Source organism: Pseudomonas furukawaii, assembly GCF_002355475.1.
Taxonomy (GTDB): Bacteria; Pseudomonadota; Gammaproteobacteria; order Pseudomonadales; family Pseudomonadaceae; genus Metapseudomonas; species Metapseudomonas furukawaii.
The window spans coordinates 3,786,357-3,804,518 of the sequence record NZ_AP014862.1 but is presented as its reverse complement, the minus strand read 5'-3'; the positions used below and the strand labels follow the sequence as shown (position 1 = coordinate 3,804,518).

At 66.4% G+C, this 18,162-nt stretch carries 13 protein-coding genes; 5 read left to right on the top strand and 8 right to left on the bottom strand.

Features of this window, described 5'->3' with window-relative positions; all coding sequences use genetic code 11:
- Positions 1 to 418: 418 nt before the first annotated feature.
- Together rlmKL and KF707C_RS17700 are read left to right on the top strand one after the other, a co-directional pair.
- Positions 419 to 2,596: a bifunctional 23S rRNA (guanine(2069)-N(7))-methyltransferase RlmK/23S rRNA (guanine(2445)-N(2))-methyltransferase RlmL gene (gene rlmKL, locus KF707C_RS17705; protein WP_003456374.1), complete on the top strand. Its 2,178-nt coding sequence runs from the start codon at positions 419 to 421 to the stop codon at positions 2,594 to 2,596.
- 153 nt (positions 2,597 to 2,749) lie between these two features.
- Entirely contained in the window at positions 2,750 to 5,527 is a 2,778-nt protein-coding gene (locus KF707C_RS17700; protein ID WP_003456373.1) for a sensor domain-containing diguanylate cyclase, read from the top strand.
- Positions 5,528 to 5,562: 35 nt separating this feature from the next.
- On the opposite strand, the gene dacB is transcribed toward KF707C_RS17700, so the two are convergent.
- Positions 5,563 to 7,020, bottom strand: a complete 1,458-nt coding sequence (gene dacB, locus KF707C_RS17695) for a D-alanyl-D-alanine carboxypeptidase/D-alanyl-D-alanine endopeptidase (RefSeq protein ID WP_003456370.1) — start codon at positions 7,018 to 7,020, stop codon at positions 5,563 to 5,565.
- A gap of 224 nt (positions 7,021 to 7,244) precedes the next feature.
- Between dacB and KF707C_RS17690 the strand changes: the two genes are divergently transcribed.
- Complete coding sequence (locus KF707C_RS17690) at positions 7,245 to 7,586, top strand: YggL 50S ribosome-binding family protein (protein ID WP_003456365.1); 342 nt, start codon at positions 7,245 to 7,247, stop codon at positions 7,584 to 7,586.
- A gap of 97 nt (positions 7,587 to 7,683) precedes the next feature.
- Here KF707C_RS17690 and KF707C_RS17685 read toward each other — a convergent pair whose 3' ends face one another.
- A complete protein-coding gene (locus tag KF707C_RS17685; protein ID WP_003456363.1) occupies positions 7,684 to 10,647 on the bottom strand; it encodes an HD domain-containing phosphohydrolase in 2,964 nt (987 codons plus the stop codon).
- A 430-nt stretch (positions 10,648 to 11,077) separates the two neighbouring features.
- Here KF707C_RS17685 and KF707C_RS17680 point away from each other — a divergent pair, with 430 nt between their 5' ends.
- The gene (locus KF707C_RS17680) at positions 11,078 to 11,692 is read left to right on the top strand and encodes a response regulator transcription factor (RefSeq protein ID WP_036994050.1); all 615 of its coding nucleotides are present in this window, start codon (positions 11,078 to 11,080) and stop codon (positions 11,690 to 11,692) included.
- A 70-nt stretch (positions 11,693 to 11,762) separates the two neighbouring features.
- On the opposite strand, the gene KF707C_RS17675 is transcribed toward KF707C_RS17680, so the two are convergent.
- From KF707C_RS17675 to KF707C_RS17650, 6 genes are all read right to left on the bottom strand, one after another.
- Entirely contained in the window at positions 11,763 to 12,827 is a 1,065-nt protein-coding gene (locus tag KF707C_RS17675; RefSeq protein ID WP_003456351.1) for an FUSC family protein, read from the bottom strand.
- Between the two features lie 22 nt (positions 12,828 to 12,849).
- Positions 12,850 to 14,181: a deoxyguanosinetriphosphate triphosphohydrolase gene (locus tag KF707C_RS17670; RefSeq protein WP_003456350.1), complete on the bottom strand. Its 1,332-nt coding sequence runs from the start codon at positions 14,179 to 14,181 to the stop codon at positions 12,850 to 12,852.
- Positions 14,182 to 14,223: 42 nt separating this feature from the next.
- A complete protein-coding gene (locus KF707C_RS17665) occupies positions 14,224 to 15,402 on the bottom strand; it encodes an EAL domain-containing protein (protein ID WP_003456348.1) in 1,179 nt (392 codons plus the stop codon).
- A 119-nt stretch (positions 15,403 to 15,521) separates the two neighbouring features.
- Complete coding sequence (locus KF707C_RS17660; RefSeq protein WP_003456347.1) at positions 15,522 to 15,839, bottom strand: hypothetical protein; 318 nt, start codon at positions 15,837 to 15,839, stop codon at positions 15,522 to 15,524.
- Entirely contained in the window at positions 15,836 to 16,225 is a 390-nt protein-coding gene (locus KF707C_RS17655) for a phage holin family protein (protein ID WP_003456345.1), read from the bottom strand. The genes KF707C_RS17660 and KF707C_RS17655 overlap by 4 nt, the downstream gene beginning before the upstream one ends.
- Before the next feature lie 2 nt (positions 16,226 to 16,227).
- Complete coding sequence (locus KF707C_RS17650) at positions 16,228 to 16,542, bottom strand: DUF883 family protein (protein ID WP_003456344.1); 315 nt, start codon at positions 16,540 to 16,542, stop codon at positions 16,228 to 16,230.
- Between the two features lie 355 nt (positions 16,543 to 16,897).
- On the opposite strand from KF707C_RS17650, the gene KF707C_RS17645 reads away from it, so the two are divergent.
- A complete protein-coding gene (locus KF707C_RS17645; protein ID WP_036993990.1) occupies positions 16,898 to 18,106 on the top strand; it encodes an ammonium transporter in 1,209 nt (402 codons plus the stop codon).
- Positions 18,107 to 18,162: the final 56 nt, after the last annotated feature.

Here is an 18,162-nt window from a genome sequence, read left to right as displayed (position 1 = left end):
CATTTGTTGACTGTTATGTCCATTGGCCCCTAGTCGGGACCGGGCAGAAATGCTCTGCCTTGAAAGGCCCGTTGCCGGCGTGACGGGCCTTGATCCGCCACCATTGCGGTGACGGGTTAAGCTGAGTTCTAACCAATGCCCCCGGGCATGTGAATGATCGTTTTGTCATAAGCACGTAACTTGATGGTGGCAATGGCCATAAGCTGTAGGAAACGATTTTTGCCACTTTTCGGTCTAAGCCCCGTGGTTTAAGGGCTGGCCGGAGTCTTGATGTCGCAGTGCTAGTTGTCTTTGTGCATGCGAGCACGATGTTTCAATTCCGACGAAGGGCCGTTTCGCGACCTTACGTCACACATTCTGTTACCGCACAGCCTGTTGTCTGTGCCGCTGATCGCCTCAGAAAGGCCCTGGATCTCCCATGTCGGACCGCTACGAACTTTTTCTCACCTGCCCCAAGAGCCTGGAGGGCCTGCTGGCCGAGGAGGCCACGCAACTTGGCCTGGAGGAGGTCCGCGAGCAGGTGGCTGCGGTGCGCGGCCAGGGTGACCTGGAGACGGCCTACCGGCTCTGCCTCTGGTCGAGGCTGGCCAACCGCGTGCTGCTGGTACTCAAGCGCTTTCCCGTGCGTAACGCCGAGGAGCTCTACCAGGGGGTTCTGGCGGTGGACTGGCACGACCACCTGATGCCCAACGGCAGCCTGGCGGTGGAATTCAGCGGTCACGGTTCGGGCATCGACAATACCCACTTCGGTGCGCTCAAGGTGAAGGACGCCATTGTCGACAAGCTCCGAACCGCCAGCGGCGAGCGTCCGTCGATCGACAAGGTCAATCCGGACCTGCGAATTCACCTGCGCCTGGAGAAGGGGGAGGCGATCCTCTCCCTGGACCTGGCCGGCCACAGCCTGCACCAGCGCGGCTATCGCCTGCAGCAGGGTGCCGCACCGCTGAAGGAGAACCTCGCCGCCGCCATCCTGATCCGCGCCGGCTGGCCGCGCATCGCCGCCGAGGGGGGCGCCCTGGCGGACCCCATGTGTGGCGTCGGGACCTTCCTGGTGGAGGCCGCGATGATGGCTGCCGATATCGCCCCCAACCTCAAGCGCGAACGCTGGGGTTTCTCCAACTGGCTCGGCCACGTGCCGGCGTTGTGGAAGAAACTCCACGAGGAGGCCCGGGCACGCGCGGAAGCCGGCCTGGCCCGTCCGGCGCTTTGGATCCGGGGTTATGAGGCCGACCCGCGCCTCATCCAGCCTGGTCGCAACAACATCGAGCGAGCCGGTCTCGGCGACTGGGTGAAGATCTACCAGGGTGAACTGGCGACCTTCGAGCCGCGACCGGACCAGAACCAGAAAGGCCTGGTGATCAGCAACCCGCCCTACGGCGAGCGCCTGGGCGATGAAGCCAGCCTGCTGTACCTCTACCAGCACCTGGGCGAGCGCTTGCGCCAGTCCTGCCTCGGTTGGGAAGCGGCGGTGTTCACCGGCGCGCCGGAGCTGGGCAAGCGGATGGGCATTCGCAGCCACAAGCAGTACGCCTTCTGGAACGGCGCCCTGGCGTGCAAACTCCTGCTGCTGAAGGTGTTGCCGGAGCAGTTCGTCACCGGCGAGCGTCGTCCGTCCGGCGACGCCGACCCTGCGGCGCCCCGAAGCGAGCCGGCGCGTCTGTCCGAGGGGGGGCAGATGTTCGCCAACCGCCTGCAGAAGAACCTCAAGCAACTGGGCAAGTGGGCGCGCAAGGAAGGCGTGCAGTGCTACCGCCTGTATGACGCCGACATGCCGGAGTACGCCCTGGCGGTGGACCTCTACGGCGACTGGGTGCATGTGCAGGAGTACGCGCCCCCGCGCTCCATCGACCCGGAAAAGGCCCAGGCCCGTCTGCTGGACGCCCTGGCGGCGATTCCCCAGGCGTTGCAGCTCGACCCCTCCCGCGTGGTGGTCAAGCGCCGTGAGCGCCAGAGTGGGACCCGCCAGTACGAGCGCCAGGGCGCCGAAGGCCGCTTCATGGAGGTCAGCGAGGGCGGCGTGAAGCTGCTGGTGAACCTCACCGACTACCTGGACACCGGCCTGTTCCTCGACCATCGCCCCATGCGCCTGCGCATCCAGCGCGAGGCGGCCGGCAAGCGCTTCCTCAACCTGTTCTGCTACACCGCCACCGCCAGCGTGCATGCGGCCAAGGGCGGCGTTCGCAGCACCACCAGCGTCGACCTGTCGAAGACCTACCTGGACTGGGCGCGACGCAACCTGTCGCTGAACGGCTTCTCCGACAAGCACCGGTTGCAGCAGGGCGACGTACTGGCCTGGCTCGAAGAGGATCGCGGCGAGTACGACCTGATCTTCATCGACCCCCCCACCTTCTCCAATTCCAAGCGGATGGAAGGGGTCTTCGACGTGCAGCGTGACCATGGCCGCCTGCTGGACCTGGCCATGGCGCGACTGGCGCCGGGCGGAGTGCTGTACTTCTCCAACAACTTCCGCAAGTTCCAGCTGGATGAGGACCTGGCCGCCCGCTACGCGGTCACCGAGATCAGCGCCGAGACCCTGGACCCGGACTTCGCCCGCAACACGAAGATCCACCGCGCCTGGCGTTTCACCACCCGCTGAGTCTCCCCGGTGAGGTGACTGCTCGCCCCGGCCGTCCGGCATTTGCTCAGGACGGTCGGCGACTTGCGATACCTGCTAGGCAAAGTGCCACTATTCTGGCTATGTTGACGCTCTCAGGGACGGACTTTCCTATCCTCCATTCGAGACGTGAGCATGCAGTCGCTTGCCAACGAAAAATCCGCCCTGTCAGCCTTGCTGTCCGGCCGCCCGCTGGTGTGGCTGGTGTGTGGCCTGGTCCTGTTCGGTGGTGGCGGGCTCACGCTCCTGCTCAGCGAAGCGGTGCGCAGCGCCGAGGAAGAGCAGTTGCGCGAACGCTTCAACCTGGCGGCTGGCGAGCGCATCAGCCGTATCCAGGAGCGCCTGGACGGACAACTTCGAGAGCTGGACGCCGTCCGGCGCTTCTTCAGCAATTCCCGCGTGGTGACGTCAAGCGAGTTCCAGGGCTTCGTCGAGCCTCTGCTGGGCGACACCCTGGTCTACTCCTGGGTGCCGCGTGTCGCCGGGGCCGAGCGTGAAGCCTTCGAGGCACGCGCCCGCAGCGAGGGGCTGAAGGGGTTCGGCATTCGTGATCTCAAGGATGGGGCCCTGGTGCCGAGCCCCCGTCGCGACGAGTATTTTCCCATTTACTACAGCGTCGCCTCGCGCCTCGACCAGGTACCCGTGGGCATGGACATGGCTTCCAGCCCCGAGCGCCGCGCGGCCCTCTCGAAGGCGCAGCGCATCCAGGGTGTCGCCGTGACCGAACGGCTCAGGCTGATCGGCGTGGTGGAGCGCGAAGCCAGCGGCGTGGTACTGGCGGCACCGGTCCATTGGAGCAGCCCGCCGGGCGATACCGACCTGCGGGGATTCGTGGTCTCGGTGATGAGCCTCAATCTCGAAATGGAGGCCGCCATCGCCCCCCGCAGCCTGGAAAGCCTGGTGATGCGGGTCAGCGATGTCAGCGACGAGGGCCATGAGCAGCTCATCTACCAGAGCGGGGAGGCCGTCGACAGCGATCTGCTGCAGCGGCGTGTGGTGCCCTTCGCCGATCGCCAGTACCTGCTGGAGGTGCTGCCCAGTGCCGCCTTCCTGGCCGGCTCGCCGTTCTCCACCGCCGACCTGGTGGGCATCAGCGGGCTGGCCTTCACCCTGTTGCTGGCCGGCTACTTGCTGCTCCTGCTCAACCAGCGCCAGCACGCCCTGACCCTGGTGGCCGAACGGACCCTGGAGCTGCGCCAGCGGGAGCACGAACTGCAGCAGAGCGAGGAACGCTGGAGCTTCGCCCTGGACGGTGCGGGGCATGGCGTCTGGGATTGGGAGCCGCAGTCCGGCCGGATTTTCCTTTCGCGGGGCTGGAAGACCATGCTGGGCTACGCCGAGGAGGACGTGGCGGACAGCACGGAGTCGCGCTACCGCCTGATTCATCCCCAGGACCAACCCCTGGCCCGCGCGGAGCTGGAGCGCCACCTGCGAGGCGCCAGCGCGGTCTACCAGAGCCAGCACCGCATGCTGCACAAGGATGGTCGCTGGATCTGGGTGCTGGATCGGGGGCGGGTGGTGGAGCGCAACAAGGAGGGCCTGCCGCTGCGGATGATCGGCACCCAGACCGACATCAGTTCCAGCAAGGCCGTGGAGCTGCAGCTGGCCATTGCTCATGGCCAACTGCGCGGGCTGCTCAATGCGGCCACCCAGGTGGCGATCATCGGTACCGACCTGAGGGGCGCCATCCTGCAATTCAATGTCGGCGCCGAGCGCATGTTCGGTTACCGCGCCCTGGAAATGATCGGTCGCCACCCGGTGGTGCTGCACCTGGAGAACGAGGTCCGCGAGCGCTGCCGGGAGCTGGGGCAGCGACTGGGCAGGGCGGTGCCCGATTTCCAGGCCTACATGGAGGAGGTGACCGCCGACGGTCACTACGATGAGCGCGAGTGGACCTTCCTACGTCGCGATGGCAGTCGCCTGACCTGCAGCCTGATCCTCACCGGGGTACGGGACGAGCGTGACGTGCCGGTGGGCTACCTCGGCGTGGCCCTCGACGTGACCGAGCGCAAACAGGTGCAGCAGGCCCTGGAGGCCCGCGACCGCCTGCTGGAGAAGCTCAGTGCCCGTGTGCCGGGGATGATCTACCAGTTCCGCATGGGCCCGGATGGCCGCTTCAGCTTCCCCTACACCAGTGCCGGTATCCACCAGGTGTTCGAGGTGGACGCGGAAAGGGTCCGCGAGGACGCCAACGGCTTGCTGGCGCGTGTGCACCCGGAGGATCTCGAACGGGTGCAGTCGTCCATTCGCCGATCCGCCGAGCAGCTTGCCCAGTGGCGGGAGGACTTCCGCGTGCTGCTGCCTCGCCAGGGCCTGCGTTGGCTGCGGGGCGAGTCGGTGCCGGAACGCAGCGAGGATGGCGGGACGCTCTGGCACGGCTACATCTCCGACATCACCGGGCTGAAGCTGGTGGAGCAGGAGCTGCGGGCGCTGTCGGTCACCGATGCCCTCACCGGCGTCTATAACCGGCGTTATTTCCAGGAGCGGCTCGAACTCGAGATCGCCCGGGCGGAGCGGCGGGAAGGGCCCCTGGCGCTGGTGATGCTGGATGTCGACCACTTCAAGCAGATCAACGATTGCCATGGTCACGAGGCCGGGGATCGGGTGCTCAAGAGCCTGTGCGAGCGCGTAGGCGAGCGGTTGCGGCGTATCGACGTGCTCTGCCGGCTGGGCGGGGAGGAGTTCGTGGTGCTTTGCCCGGACACCAATGTCGAGCAGGCCGCCGCCCTGGCCCAGGCGCTCTGGCAGGCGATGGGGCGTGATCCGGTGGCGGGGGTGGGGCAGGTCACCGCCAGCTTCGGTTGTGCCGGCTGGCGCGAGGGGGAAACGGCGGATGACCTGTTGCGGCGGGTGGATGCGGCCGTCTATGCGGCCAAGCAGGGCGGCCGCAACCAGATCCGCATCGCCGACTGACGCAGGGGCCGTGCTGGACGGCCCCCGGATCGGGCTCAGTCGCTGTTGGCCACGCTCTTGGGCTGGCGATACAGATCCACCAGCAACTGGTCGAGGATGGCCGAGGCGCCCCAGGGGCGCGGGTCATTGAGGATGGCCACCACGGCCCAGGTATTGCCGTTCTTGTCGCGGCTGTAGCCGGCGATGGCGCGGACGTTGTTCAGGGTGCCGGTCTTGATATGGGCCTCGCCCTCCAGGGCGGTGCGGCGCAGGCGCTTGCGCATGGTGCCGTCCATCGCCACCAGCGGCATGGAGGCGATGAACTCGGCGGCGTAGGGGCTGTGCCAGGCGGCCTGGAGGATGGTGGCCATTTCCCGTGCGCTGACGCGTTCCGCGCGGGACAGGCCCGAACCGTTCTCCATCACCAGATGGGGCGCGGTGATGCCTTTCTTCGCCAGCCAGTTGCGGATCACCCGCTGCGCGGCCTTGGCGTCGTCGCCGTCGGCCTCGGTGCGGTAGCGCGCGCCGATGCTGAGGAACAGCTGCTGGGCCATGGTGTTGTTGCTGTACTTGTTGATGTCGCGGATGACTTCCACCAGGTCCGGCGAGAAGGAACGGGCCAGCAGCTTGGCGCCTTTCGGCACGTCGCCCAGGCGGTCCTGCCCGTTGATGCTGCCACCCAGCTCCTTCCAGAAGGCGCGCACGGCCCCTGCGGCGTATCCCGCATGGTCAAGCAGGGACATGTAGGTCTGGGCGCTGCAACCTTCCGGCAGGCTGCCGCTGGCGATCAGGGTGGTGCCGTCGAACTGGCTCACCGGGTTGTAGCGCACATTGGGCCAGGCCGGGCATTTGGCGGCTTTGGTCACCTTGATCTTGTTGTCGATGCGGATGCTCTCGATGGGCGGTTCCATGGCCAGGTTGGACTTGCCCCCCTCGGCGCGGGCGATCAGGCGCACCGCCTTGAGATTCACCAGCAGCGAGTCGGGGCCGACGAGGAAGGGCTTGTTGTCGTCGCCGCCGTCGTCATTGAAGGAGGGCAGTTGCGGGGGGACGAAATAGCTGCGGTCCAGCACCAGGTCACCGGTGACCTGGCGCACGCCGTTGGCGCGCAAGTCGCGCATCATCAGCCAGAGCTTTTCCATGTTGAGCTTCGGATCGCCGCCACCCTTGAGGTAGAGGTTGCCGTTGAGCACGCCGTCCTTGAGTACGCCGTCGCTGTAGAACTCGGTCTTCCACTGATAGGTCGGGCCCAGCAGCTCCAGGGCGGCGTAGGTGGTGATCAGCTTCATGGTGGATGCCGGATTCACCGACAGGTCGGCGTTGACCAGGGTCTGGGCGCCGGGGCCGGTGAGCGGCACGGTCACCAGGGACAGCGAGTTGGCGGAAATCTTGTTGGCGGCCAGGGCCTTCTGCACCTTGGCGGGCAGGGCGGTGTTCACCTGGGCGGCGGAAAGCGGCAGCGCGCAGGGCAGGATCAGGGCGGCGAGGGCCAGGGTACGGATGGACTTGAACATCAGCGATTGCCCTCCAGGCGAGGGCGGGTGAAGAAAATGCATGACATGGCAGGTGTTCCCACGGCAGTTCGGGAAATCGCAACATTATGCCGCAAGCCTGCGGCGACTGAACCTGTCGGCCGATCATTTCGTCTGCCGGTGCAACCCAGGCGCGCTCGCGAGCGGGCAAGTTGCGCCGGAAGCTGCTAGAGTGCCGCCCGTCAAAACTGCCGAGGAAACGCCACATGGCCACCAATCGCTCCCGTCGCCTGCGCAAGAAGCTGTGCGTCGATGAATTCCAGGAACTGGGTTTCGAGATCACCCTGAGCTACAAGGAGGGCCTGGACGCGGAAGCGGTATCGGTGTTCTTCGAGCGCTTCATCGAGCAGGCCATCGAAGGCAATGGCCTCGGTTTCATCGGCTCCGAGGACTATGGTTTCGTCTGCCTCGGCAAGCGTGGCTCGGTGACCGCTGAGCAGCGTGCGCAGGTCGAGGCCTGGCTGGGCCAGGGCCAGGCCGAGCTGGCCGGTTACACCGTGAGCCCGCTGATCGACGTGTGGTATCCGGAGAATCCCGTCAACGCCTGACAGGCGTCGACGTGAAGAGAGGCGCCCCAAGGGGCGCCTTTCTTGTTTCAGGCGCAAGGAATCCGCCCGAGTGGCCGAGGCGGGCATGGTCGCGCCATCAGCTTTCAGCGGTCAGCCCCGCTTTCTCCAGGATGGCCGCCTCATCCACTGCATCGATCTGCTCCGGCTTCAGGAAGCGCCGGGCGTATTCCTGGTAGACGCCGGCGCGGATGAACAGGCCGAACAGGTCGGGGTCCACGTGGGCGCCCCGGCACATTCCGCACATGATGCCCAGGGCTTCGGACAGGGTCTTGCCTTTCTTGTAGGGCCGGTCGACCGCCGTCAGCGCCTCGAAGATATCGGCGATGGCCATCATGCGCGCCGGCAGGCTCATCTCGTCGCGGCTGAGGCGCTTCGGATAGCCCGTTCCGTCCATTTTCTCGTGGTGCCCACCGGCGATCTCCGCCACGTTCGCGAGGTGGGGCGGGAAGGGCAGGTGGTTGAGCATCAGGATGGTTTGCACGATGTGGTGGTTGATGATGTAACGCTCCTCCTCGGTGAGCGTCCCACGGCCGATCGAGAGGTTGTACAGCTCGCCGCGGTTGAACTTGTAGGCCGGCACCTGGAGCCTGAAGCCCCAGGGATTGTCCGGTGCGATCACCTCGCTGGCCGCCCGCTCGAAGAGGTGGTCGGGACGGTCCGCCAGCAGCGGCTCGGTCACCGGGAGCGGCTGCGGCGGCGTGCGGGCGAAGCGCTGGGCTTCTTCCCAGGAGATGCCCAGGCGGTTGTCCAGGGTTCGGGTCCAGGTTCGCGACGCGATGGACTTCAGGCGCTCCAGGTCGGCTTCGGCCATGGCCTCGCCACCCAGGTTGCAGCGGGCGATAAAGGCGAACTCCTCGTCCAGGGCACGCAGTTTCTCGTCCCGCACTTGTGCCTGGGCGGCCTCGTCCGCGCCTTCCGCCCGTGCCTTCCAGTAATCCACCCAGGTATCGCGCTTGAGCACCTCGAAGCGGGTGCGGATTTCGTGGATGCGGTCGTACAGGGTTTCCAGCTTGGTGGCCTTGTCCACCACGTACTCCGGCGTGGTGATCTTGCCGCAATCATGGAGCCAGGCGGCGATGTGCAGCGCCTCCCAGTCCTCGTCGGAGGGATTGAAGCTGCGGAATGGAGGCGCCTCGCTGCCGGCGGCGGCCTGGGCCAGCATCAGGGTGAGCTCGGGCACCCGCTGGCAGTGGCCGCCGGTGTAGGGGCTCTTGGCGTCGATGGCGCCGGCCAGCAACTGGATGAAGGCGTCCAGCAGGTGCTTCTGCCTCTCCAGCAGGCGCTGGCTTTCGATGCACAGGGCCGCGACGCCGGAAATGGCCTCGACGAAGGCGATGCGCTCCGGCTTCAGCAGCGCGGGGCGTGACTCCATCCCGATGTCGCTGTGCAGGAGCACCAGCACGCCGATGGTGATGCCCTGGCGGTTGTGCAGGCCGACGCTGACCAGATGCGCCCTGGGGCTCTCGAGGGACTGGAGGATGTCGCGGTAGGGCCCGGCCTGGTCGAAGCCGAAGGAGTGCGACTGGCTGGGGCCGCCGTGGGCTGGAAGGTCGAGCCAGTGTGGCAGGGTCGTGCTGTCCAGGCCGACGCCGTGGAGGCCGTGCTCGGCCAGGTCAAGCACTTCGCCCTTGAGGATCAGGCCCTGGGGTTCGAGGCGCTGCTTCTGGCTGTCGATCAGGTAGAGCAGGCCGCCGGAGGCTTCGCTGATGTCGATGGTTTCCGCCAGTACCCGATGCAGCAGATGGTCGAAACGGGTCTCCGCCGAGAGGCTGGCGGCGATGTCGAGGAAGCTGCTCAGGGTTTCTTTCATCCGCGCCATGGCCACCGCCAACTGGTCCACTTCCAGCACCGGCGAGCGGCCCATGGCCGGCAGGTCGAAGTTGAAGCTGCGGATGGCTTCTGCCTGGGTCACCAGGGCCCGCAACGGCTTGACCAGGATGCGTGACATCAGGATGCCCAGGGGGATGCACAGGAGCAGGATCGCCAGGGTCAGCACGCCCCCTTGCCAGCGGATCCGGTAGGCATCTTCCAGCAGTTCGTCTTCGGGCACGAGGATGCTCAACTGGAGTCCCTGGGGGCCGCCTTCCCGCAGGTGCTGCCGGGCCAGGACCCAGCGACGGCCGTCGATCTCGAGGCTGCTGCGCAGGTCGCCATCGAGGGGCAACGCCATCAGGGCTTCCAGGGGGCGGTTGAAGGTCTTCACCTCGCCCAGTTTCGGGGTGCCGTTGGTTCCCTGCACCAGCTTGCTGGCGTCGGGGTATGCCACGGCGCGGCCGTCGGGTTGGTAAAGCACCACTTCGGTGGAGGCGGTCACCCGGTGCTTGGCAAGGGTGGACGACAGGTCGTCCAGGGTCAGGTCGGCGCCCAGTACGGCGTCGTCACCGGCCGAGCGGGCCAGGGTGGTCCCCACCGCCCTGCTGGAGAAGAACACATAGGGCGCGGTGGTGATGACGCCGCCGTCCTCCAGGGCACCGTGGTACCAGGGTCGCCCGCGGGGGTCGTAGCGCTCGCTGAGTTCCTGGCGACGGCTGATCTCGTTGAGATCGGCGTCCAGGTAGAAGGACTGGGACTGCGCCCTGGCGAGGTTGTCGCGCTCGATGCTCCAGATCTGGTAGGCGGCCCCTTCCGGCGCGTCGAAGAGGGTTTTCAGGGCCTCGGTACGAAGCGGCCGCACCATGAAGAAGTCGCCGTCGTCATAGCCGAAGTAGAGCGAGGCCAGCTTGGGGTTGTCCCGTAGCGCCTGGGCCATGGGCCTGAGCAGGGCCTTCATGCGCGCCGCGCTGTCCTGGTTCTGGTCGGTATCGGACAGCGCCAGCAGGTTCAGCAGGTGGTGGATGGGCTGGTAGGTATGGCGCAGGTCGGTTTCCATCTCCTCGCTGATGCGGCCGAAGAGTTCGTCGCTGCTGGAAAGAATGATCTGGCTGGTCTGGCGGTAGTTGAACAGGCCCAGCACAACGCCGGTAATCAGCAGAAGCAGGGTGAAGAGAAAGCTGATGTGGACATGCAGGGGGAATCGGCGCCCGGCGAACGATTGCGGCATTGTGGCTGCTCCTTTGGCCCCTGGTCCCTGGGGGCTACAGGAGCATAGATGAGGCAGGTGACGGCGTCGTGCAATTTGCCATGTCCGGGTCGCGAGGGCGTCTGGCGAGCCGTGCGGAGAGTCCTGGGAAGGCGGGAATCCTCCCTGGAGAAAAGGGTAGCGGAGGCGTGGGTCTTTGGTGTTCCGGGTGGTTATTTGGCGACTATTACCCTGGATGCAAAGGATCGTTCCCGTTGAAAAAAGCCCGGTCACGTAGGACACAGCCCAAGCTGGGGTAGGTGCCTTCCTTAACGCTGGTCCCGGGGTTCGACAGCGTGATGGCGTTCTCTATCTTGGCAGCCTCCAATGGCGCCAAGGGAGAGCAGCCGTGAGCAAACTGGTCAATCTGGATGATTTTCTCGAGGCCGGGAACGAATCCGCCTACCGCGTCATGGTGGTCGACGACCACCCGGTGATACGTCTCGCCGTGCGCCTCCTGCTGGACCGGGAGGGCTACGAGATAGTGGCCGAGACCGACAATGGGGTCGACGCCATCGCGCTGGCCCGTGAGCATCAGCCCGACCTGGTGGTGCTGGATATCGGCATTCCCAAACTGGGCGGGCTGGACGTGATCGCCCGCCTCAACGCCCTGGACCTGCCCATGCGGGTACTGGTCCTCACCGGACAGAATCCCAACCACTATGCCACTCGCTGCATGCAGGCCGGTGCCGCAGGGTTCGTCTGCAAGGAAGGCGACCTGGCCGAGGTGACCGCCGCCGTGCGGGCGGTGCTCTCGGGCTACAGCTACTTCCCCAGCGATGTGATCCGGTCTGGAAAGCGGCATATCGGCCTGCCCGACGAGGCGGATCTGATCGGGCGCTTGTCGGACCGTGAACTGGTGGTGCTGAAGTTCCTCGCCAATGGCTACAGCAACAAGGAAATCGCCGAGGAGATGTTCATCAGCAACAAGACCGTCAGCACCTACAAGACCCGACTGTTGCTCAAGCTCAACGCCCGCTCCCTGATCGAACTGGTGGAGTTCGCCAACCGTAACGCCCTGATCTGACCACGCCTCGCCGGCCCGCTGCGATGCAGTTCCGAGTTGGCGGGGCGCGCTGGGCCGCTCCCGCTACCACTCACTCGCCCAGGCGCGCATCGTCCGGTTGGCGGGCCGGGTCTTTCCAGCGCAAGCGCGCACGGTGCGCCAGATAGGCCACCGCCACGGCCAGCACCGTGCCCAGCAGGGTGTTGTAGAGGCGCAATTCCGGCAGGTGCCAGTCGCGCGAGAGGCTTTCCGCCAGCAGCACGAAGCAGAGGGTGGTCTGCATCACGAAGAGCCCGTAGTGCTGCGCGATGAAGGCCCGGCTCAGGACGATCAACGGCAGCATGCAGGCCACCAGCAGCGCCGGGTCCTGCAGCCAGTTGCCCACGCCGATGAGGATCAGCGCACCCGCCAGGCTGCCGAGGCAGCGCTGGATGCCACGCTCAAGGCTGCTGTCCAGGTCCATCTGGAGGCTGGTCATCACCGTCAGGGTCAGCCAGTAGCCCCGGGGCAGGCCGGAGAGGTTGACGGCCACGCCCGCGAGGGCGCCAGCCAGGGTGCAGGCCGCCGCGTGAATCAGCCAGAGCCGCTGGGGAAGGCGCTGGGCGTGGCGGCGAAGCACCCGCGAGAAGCCGTCGAGTCGGGGCATCAGCGGCCACAGCCGCAGCCCGCGCGCACCGCGAAGGGCGAACGCCAGCAGCATGACCCAGAGCCCGCCTATGGCGAACAGCGCGCCCACCGCCAGCCCGTTGTGCAGGTTGCCGAGGCCCGCCTGGCCCTGGCCGAGGCAGAGGCAGGCGGCCAGTCCCACCCCCAGCTTGCCCAGTTCGACGCCATGACGTTGCAGCAGCGCCAGCAGCAGGCCCATCAGGGCGAAGCAGGACAGGCTGAGCATCGGGTGGCTGGCCGCCCAGAATCCGATGCCGGCGCAGAGGGCGCCGAGCCCGGTGAGCAAGGTCATGCGCAGCATGCCCAGGCGGTGGAAGGGGTTGGCCAGGGCGGCCTGGAAGGCGCCGGTCGCCGCCCAGAGAAATCCGCTGTGGCTGGTGAACAGGCCGAGCATCAACGGCAGTCCGCAGCCCATGCCCGCCATCAGGGCCGGGCCCCAGGCCGGTGGTCCCGCGTGCCAGCGCAGGCTTCGTCTGAACAGGGTTCGCATCCGCGAGGTTCCTTGGTGGGGCTCAGGTCGGGCTGGAGCGGCCGGTCATTTCCCGGGCCATCTCGGTTGCGTAGCTGTCGGTCATGCCGGCGATGAAATCCAGCACCCGGACGAAGGAGCGATAGAGCGGCCAGTCCGGATGCGGCGCATTGTTGCCAAGGAGGTCGAGGATACGCCGGTGCTTGAAGGAGGGCGTGCGTCCTCCGTGCTGTTCCAGGGCGGCGCCGCAGAAGGCGTTGAGGAGAATCTCCAGGGTGGTGTAGGCGCCGATCTCGTGGAGGGTCTTGCGCTTGTCCTGAAAGATCTTCTCCCGTGCGATGGCCTTGGCGTGGAGCACGCAGCGTTTGGCCGGGCCGTGCATATGCTCCACCAGATCACCCTGCAGGGTGCCCGCCAGCAGGGCGTCCTGCTGCTCGACGAAGGCGCGGGCGGCGGCGTTGGTGAGGTGCTCGATGGCCTTGCCTCGCAGGATGGCCAGCTTGCGTCGGCGCGAATCCCGGGGCCCCAGTTGGCGGTAGGTTTCCGGGAGGTCGTCACCCACCAGGCCCAGCAGCAGCGCTTCCACCTCCGCGTAGTTCAGCAGCTCCATCTCCAGGCCGTCTTCCAGGTCGATCAGGCCATAGCAGATGTCGTCCGCGGCCTCCATCAGGTAAACCAGCGGATGGCGTGCCCAGCGGTGTTCATCGAGGCGCGGCAACTCCAGCTTGGTGGCGATCTGCTCCAGCAGGGGCAGCTCGCTTTGGTAGCAGCCGAACTTGTGCTTCTTGTAGCCCAGGGCTTCGGCATGCCGGGACGTCCAGGGGTACTTGAGGTAAGTGCCGAGCGTCGCGTAGGTCAGGCGCATGCCGCCGTCGAACTGGTGGTACTCCAGCTGCGTCAGGACCCGCAGCCCCTGGGCGTTGCCTTCGAAGCTCAGGAAGTCGGCCCGCTCGGCGTCGCTCATGCTGTCCAGCCAGCCGCGGTTGGCCGCCTGCTCGAACCAGTGTCGGATGGCGTCCTCGCCGGAATGGCCGAAGGGCGGGTTGCCGATGTCGTGGGCCAGGCAGGCGGACTGGACGATCACGCCGAGGTCCGAGGGATCGCACCAGGCGGGAAGGGCGTCCCTCAGGGTTTCGCCCACGCGCATGCCCAGGGAGCGTCCGACACAGCTCACTTCCAGGGAATGGGTGAGGCGGGTGTGGATGTGGTCGTTGCTGGAGACCGGATGCACCTGGGTCTTGCGTCCGAGACGACGGAAGGCCCCGGAGAAGATGATGCGGTCGTGATCCTTGTGGAAGGGGCTGCGGCCCAGTTCATCGGTGCTGTGCACCGGCTTGCCGAGGCGTTCGCGGGTGAGCAGGGTCTGCCAGTCCAAGGCCTGTCCTCGCCGTTCAGTGGCTGAAGGCCCTACTCTAACTCAGCCGTGATCTATCTGGAGACAGGCCGCATCGATGTCCAGCAGCAACAGGCGTCGGCCGTTGTCGATGAACTGTCCGGCGGTGAGGCAGTACTGGTTGGTGGTGGCGTCGCGGTAGGTGCTGGACAGCGTCAGGCGCCGCTCTTCCCAGCCTTCGGCCAGCAACTGGTAGAAGTACGGGCGCCAAGACCAGTTGTGTCCCCGGAAGCTCGCGTCTTCCTCCCAGGCGCCGTCGCGCCACTGCAGGTTCGGGGTGATCTGGGTGCCGTGGCGATCGCATTGGTAGACGCGCAGCAGCCAGGGACAGTCGTCGGGACTGAGCAGCTCGGACATCGGTGCCTCGCACTCGGCCCAGCCGCGCAGGCGTGACATCAACTGGTTGAGCTGGCGCCGCAGGGTCATCCACTGCGCGCGTTCGGCCAGCTTGCGTTGTACGTAACGGTCACGCAGTCGGGCGAAGCGCTCGACGAAGGCGTTGGAGGCGAAGAACTCCTGTTGGGGCGCGGCGAACAGGTAGCCCTGCACGTAGCGGGCGCCGCATTCGAGGGCAAAATCCAACTCGGCCTCGGTTTCCACGCCCTCGGCGATGATCCAGCAGCCGGTCTTCTCCGCCATCTGCGCCAGCGCCTTGACCACCTCGCCGCTGGGGCCGCCGCGCGCCGCCGCCTGGAACAGCCGCATGTCCAGCTTGAGGATGTCCGGCTGCAGGGCCAGTACCCGGTCGAGCTGCGAGTAGCCCGCCCCGAAATCGTCGATGGCGATGCGCGCACCGGCTTCGCGGTAGCGCGCCACCACGTCCGCCAGGCGCTGGCTGGCACCGCCCAGTTCGGTGATCTCGAAGACGATGCGCTCGGCAGGCACGCCGAAGCGTTGCAGTTGCTTGAGGCTCGGCAAGGTCTGGCCGGGCCGCAGCCGGCTGATCCAGCGGGGCGAGATGTTCAGGCTGAGGAACCAGTCCGTCGGCGCCTCGTGCAGGCGTTGCAGCGCGTGCTCCCGCAACTGCCGGTCGAGACGGCGGAGCAGCGAGGGTGATTGCCGGGAGTCGACGAACAGCGGGCCCACCGACTGCAGGCTGCCGTCGGGTTGGCGCAGGCGGCCGAGGGCTTCGACGCCGGCGATCAGCCCCGTGGCGGTATCGATGAAGGGCTGGAAGCAGGCGAGCGGTTGCCCATCGATCACGTTGACTCCTTAGTGGACGGCTGCTTGAGCGCACGAATGGCAGCGCGCTGCCCATCCCTGGTGCGACGGGCCGCTCACCAGAAGCAAGAATGTGGCCAGTTGCCGCTGGTTGGCGGGAATCAGTCCGGCCCTTTTTCGGGCGGTGGGTGCAACAGGGCCTGCAGCAAGGGGTAGAGCAGCGCACCCAGGCGCAGGCCTCGTCGCAGGGCGCCCTTGCGCGCCGCGAAGAAGCCCAGGGCCGCCACCGCCGCCACGCCCCAGAGTGGTGCGTGCGGCAGGTTCAACTGGCGACCGAGGTCCCGCGCCCTGCGCAGGGGCTGGGTCAGCTGCAGGGTTTCGTGTCGCAGTTCCTGGCGATGCATCTCCAGGCGCAGGCGCACCAGCGCCTTGCGCAGCTCGCGACGGCTGGCCTTTCGGGGCAGTTCGGGAAGGCTCATGGCAGCAGGCGCTCGCGATCCTTGGCCAGTTCTTCGAGGGTGGCGCTGAAGGGCGAATCCTCGTCGTTCACCGCGTGGTGCAGGCGGAACCCGCAGTACAGGGTGGCCGCGAGATAGAAGAGGCAGAGGCCGATCAGGGCCTCCAGTCGGGCGCTGTCCCAGAACAGCAGCAGGACCAGCGCGGACAACCCGATCAGCAGCAGCAGGGCGCAGATCAGGGTGAGGCCACCAAGCAGCAGCAGGCGCAGGCTGTCGGCTTTCTGCTCCTGCAGTTCGATGCCGAAGAGCTCCACGTGACCCTGCAGCAACCCAAGGAGCGAGGCGCCCAGGCGCTTGGCCGAGGAGCCCCGCTCCTCCGCCGGAGAGGCGGTGGCGTCGTCACTCATGGTCAGCGTCGCGCGGCCAGCAGGCCGAGCAGGAAGCCGATGCCGGCGGCCAGTCCGACGCTCTGCCAGGGGTGTTCCTGAACGTAGTCCTCCGTGGCCTGGACGGCAGCCTGGCTGCGTTCACGCAGGTTCTGCTCCGTGGTGCGCAGGGTGTCCCGCGCGCGCTTGAGGCTGTCCTGGATCTGCAGGCGCAGCTCATCGGCCTGGTCGCCTGCGAGGTTCGCGGTGTGCTGCAGGAGTTTCTCGGTATCGCTGACAAGGGCCTGGAAGTCGGCCAGCACGTCGTCCTGGGGGCGGGTCGTGTTCTTGCTGGGCATGGGGATTCTCCTTGTAGGGACTCAAGCGTTAAGAGTTTAGGAGCTCTCCTGAGGTTCACTCGGAAATTTCCCCTGCCTACTGGTATAGCGCTTGCATTCGGCTGCTGCGTCGGTGGAGCGGAATGCGCCGATTCGGGGCGTTCTTTCGTGCGTGCCCGTAATCGGGCGTTACGCCCAGGCTTATGAAACTCAAAGAAAAATGCCGTTCTAGAGATGTCCAGCAATGCCCCATCCGCACCAAATCGGAATCCGCTGCTGATCCGTGGTGGTGTCGAAAGGCTTCAGGATGGTGCGCAAAGGGCTTCTGGTGAACCGCTTTGGTGCTTTTTCCTCGCTGCGGGAGCTGCCTTCGCCAATGGAAAACCTCAATAGCGCCGTGGAAACCCTGATCCACGGTTCCAACACCCTGTTCATCCTCATGGGCGCCGTCATGGTGCTGGCCATGCACGCCGGATTCGCCTTCCTCGAAGTCGGGACGGTGCGGCAGAAGAACCAGGTCAACGCCTTGTCGAAGATCCTTTCCGACTTTGCGGTGTCGGCCCTGGCCTACTTCTTCGTCGGCTACTGGGTCGCCTATGGCGTGACCTTCCTCGAGCCGGCCGCCGTGCTGGCGGCCGATCATGGTTACGCCCTGGTGAAGTTCTTCTTCCTGCTCACCTTCGCCGCAGCCATCCCGGCGATCATCTCCGGCGGCATCGCCGAGCGCGCGCGTTTCTATCCGCAGCTCTGCGCCACCCTGCTGATAGTCGCCTTCGTCTATCCCTTCTTCGAGGGGCTGATCTGGAACGGCAATTTCGGTCTTCAGGACTGGCTGAAGGACAGCTTCGGCGCCAGCTTCCACGACTTCGCCGGTTCGGTGGTGGTCCATGCGGTGGGCGGTTGGCTGGCCTTCGGCGCCGTGGTGCTGCTGGGGCATCGTGACGGTCGCTACCGCGAAGGACGCCTGGTGGCCTTCGCACCGTCCAATATCCCCTTCCTGGCCCTGGGCTCCTGGATCCTGATCGTGGGCTGGTTCGGCTTCAACGTCATGAGCGCCCAGACCCTGCAGGGCGTCAGCGGCCTGGTGGCGGTCAACTCCCTGCTGGCCATGGTGGGCGGTACCGTCGCTGCGCTGCTGGTGGGCCGCAACGACCCCGGCTTCCTGCATAACGGCCCGCTGGCCGGCCTGGTGGCGGTCTGCGCCGGTTCCGACCTGATGCACCCGGTGGGCGCTTTGGCGACCGGCGCCGTGGCAGGCGCGCTGTTCGTCTGGGCCTTCACCGCGACCCAGGTGAAATGGAAAGTGGACGACGTCCTCGGCGTCTGGCCGCTGCACGGCCTGTGCGGCGTCTGGGGTGGCATCGCCTGCGGCATCTTCGGTCAGGAAGCCCTGGGCGGCCTGGGGGGCGTCAGCCTGGTGAGCCAGTTGATCGGCACGGGCCTCGGCGTGCTGGTGGCGCTGGTGGGCGGCTTCGTCGTCTACGGGCTGCTGAAGTCCAGCCTGGGTATCCGCCTGAGCCAGGAGGAGGAGTACTACGGCGCGGACCTGTCGATCCACAAGATCGGGGCGACTTCCCAGGACTGATAAGGTCCTCAGGGGACAGGTCGCCTGCGCCATGACGAAGAAACCCGCCGGAAGGC

Bases quoted from the DNA above. Each gene is read 5' to 3' on its own strand.
- KF707C_RS17680 (WP_036994050.1), top strand. From the start codon at position 11,078: ATGGTGGTCGACGACCACCCGGTGATACGTCTCGCCGTGCGCCTCCTG.
- KF707C_RS17685 (WP_003456363.1), bottom strand. From the start codon at position 10,647: ATGCCGCAATCGTTCGCCGGGCGCCGATTCCCCCTGCATGTCCACATC.
- KF707C_RS17645 (WP_036993990.1), top strand. From the start codon at position 16,898: ATGGAAAACCTCAATAGCGCCGTGGAAACCCTGATCCACGGTTCCAAC.
- KF707C_RS17655 (WP_003456345.1), bottom strand. From the start codon at position 16,225: ATGAGTGACGACGCCACCGCCTCTCCGGCGGAGGAGCGGGGCTCCTCG.
- KF707C_RS17660 (WP_003456347.1), bottom strand. From the start codon at position 15,839: ATGAGCCTTCCCGAACTGCCCCGAAAGGCCAGCCGTCGCGAGCTGCGC.
- KF707C_RS17650 (WP_003456344.1), bottom strand. From the start codon at position 16,542: ATGCCCAGCAAGAACACGACCCGCCCCCAGGACGACGTGCTGGCCGAC.
- KF707C_RS17675 (WP_003456351.1), bottom strand. From the start codon at position 12,827: ATGCGAACCCTGTTCAGACGAAGCCTGCGCTGGCACGCGGGACCACCG.
- KF707C_RS17690 (WP_003456365.1), top strand. From the start codon at position 7,245: ATGGCCACCAATCGCTCCCGTCGCCTGCGCAAGAAGCTGTGCGTCGAT.
- dacB (WP_003456370.1), bottom strand. From the start codon at position 7,020: ATGTTCAAGTCCATCCGTACCCTGGCCCTCGCCGCCCTGATCCTGCCC.
- rlmKL (WP_003456374.1), top strand. From the start codon at position 419: ATGTCGGACCGCTACGAACTTTTTCTCACCTGCCCCAAGAGCCTGGAG.
- KF707C_RS17700 (WP_003456373.1), top strand. From the start codon at position 2,750: ATGCAGTCGCTTGCCAACGAAAAATCCGCCCTGTCAGCCTTGCTGTCC.